General features: G+C 54.4%; 1 protein-coding gene. It reads right to left on the bottom strand.

Features of this window, described 5'->3' with window-relative positions:
• Positions 1–2,012: transglutaminase domain-containing protein (locus Q8O92_04365; protein ID MDP2982547.1), on the bottom strand; the 2,012-nt coding region annotated here is incomplete at its 3' end.
• Positions 2,013–2,229 lie beyond the last annotated feature (217 nt).

Genomic DNA, 2,229 nt, shown 5'->3' with positions numbered 1-2,229 from the left:
GTGCATGGTTTCCAGCCCTCTTCGTCCACATCGACCAGGTACGTGTCGAAATTCGGGGTGAATGTGGTGAACCGGAGGAACACACGGTCGTTCTCAGGCCCGGTGACTGCGTACATTTTCACCCGGTTCAGTGTCGGCCAGAAATCGGCGGGTCGGTCGGTAAAGGTTTTCTGAAGCCGCTGCGGGGGAGTTTTATCGTCATACCAGTCGATATATCCGGTCCAGGCATACTCCGACATCCCATGTCCCAGGGGTTCCGGTTCATGGTTAGCCATCCAGTTGCTGCCGGTACGTATCCTCATGTAGGCTGCATTGGCCAGCCCGCAGAAAAGCTCATCGGATGCGGAGCTGCGCGGCCAGTTCTTGTCCAGCGTTCCCGCCGCCACCGGGGAGCCTGGAGGATTTTTCATGTAATGCATATGGTCGGTGAGCCAGTCGATGGGACGATCGGGATAAAAGAGATCGAGATAGACCTTGTGAAGCTCCTCAAAACCCAGCGGCTCGCCGTTTTTCAGGGAATAGTTGTAGACGTTGGAACCCTGCATGGGATCGAGCATCACCCATTTGCCGTAATCATCGCTCCAGGCCTCCACAAGCTCGTGCCCGACGGCGTTGACCAGGCGGGCCTGGATACCGAACGATTCAAGAGCCTGAATGAGCGCGATGGAAAACTGTATGCACATCCCTCCGCCTCCCTCCCGGTCGATACGGTCGAGAATGTTGAGTGCATCCCAGTGGGGATACTGCGGCTGGGGACTGACCCACACCCATCGTTTTGCCATGTAATCGAGCAGGCAGACCATTTTCTCGAACTGGGTTTTGCGCCCGGCAACGAGTGCATCCAGGTTTTCACGGCTGCGGAGGATTTTCAGCCGGGGCTCGTCCCAGCGCTCGTACTCGCCGAAAAGCGAAGAATACCGAAGATCGGGATTATCCAGCGAAAGCACATAGATGTTATCGGGAAGATGATCCACACGGGTGACAGAGCGCTCGACTTTTACCGAGCGGATGAGCGGGCTGATACGAGGGTCGGAGGTATCGAGGACAGCTTTCCATTGGAAAAATCGCCCTCCGGGATCGCCAAGCTCCGCGCTCACAGCGGGACCTGTTCCTATGGTACGGTATTCGCTCCAGTAATCGGCAAGCGGATCCGGCCCTGCACCGTGACGGACCTGCCAGGTCACTGTGGTTCCGGCGGGAACATCCACCTGGCCGGATACTTTCAAAGAATTTATTATGGTCATGGGGATGATGAAACCATTTTCCGGGGCGCGCCAGAGATCGATGACCGGACCGGCAAGCCAGCCTGTTTTCCGATACCTGTCAAGGCTCAGGCGGACAGTATATTCGCCCACGATTTCTCCCATGTCCCCCAGTGCGTTCTGCGCCCATTTTTTACCGCCGTCCACGCTTCGCCAGGAAGTGAGACCGGCTTTGGCGGGGTCGCCGCCGCCCCGTTTAAACTCATCCTTGCGGCTGACCGCAATCACCCATGAGTCGGCTTTTGTCCCTTCCGGGTAGGACAGCACGATTTCGTTATTCCCTTTCACAAGCCAGGAGGGATCGATGGGAAACCAGCGGGTATTATCGCTGTTGCCTTGTTTTCCGCCGAATGTTTTCGGATGGTAGGAAATGGTATGCTTGTTCACACTCACAGTAAGGGGTTTCGCGCCGGCTTTTGCCATGCAGAAAACCAGGAACGCCCCCTGAGCGCGGGGATCATCGAGAATAAGCTCCTTTTTCGCCTGAATCGTACCATAGAGGGACTGTCTCGATGGTCCCTTTTCGGAAAGTCCGGCGCCGGGAGAATCGGTTTCGATGAGCTCGATGTTGAAAAGTCTGACCCCTTCCGGAGTGCGCATGACATCACGGGCAAAACCTGTTTCATAGGATTTGAGAGCCGGGTAATCTTCGGTGATGGTGACCTTGCTCTGTTTGCCGCCGGCGGCAAAAGCAGGTGCATGAATATACGAAAGAAATACAACAGCCAGAACAACTTTCATATACCACATGGACAACTCCTCACGGAAAAGAATTCGGTTATGTCGTTAAGTCAGCAACATACAGTAAATAAGAGAAATTGAGTGCTCCTGTGTCTTTGAAGATCCCCCCTGCCTTCGGCTTCCCCCCTTATTAAGGGGGGAATTTAGGGAGAGGGTTCTGTCAAATCCAAATAAATGTTTACATATTACTATGAACAATTTTCTTTTCCCCCCTTAATAAGGGGGG

Origin of the sequence: Candidatus Latescibacter sp. (assembly GCA_030692375.1) — a bacterium.
Classification (GTDB): Bacteria; Latescibacterota; Latescibacteria; order Latescibacterales; family Latescibacteraceae; genus JAUYCD01.
The sequence above is the reverse complement of the archived record's forward strand: the minus strand, read 5'-3'. Positions and strand labels throughout refer to the sequence as shown.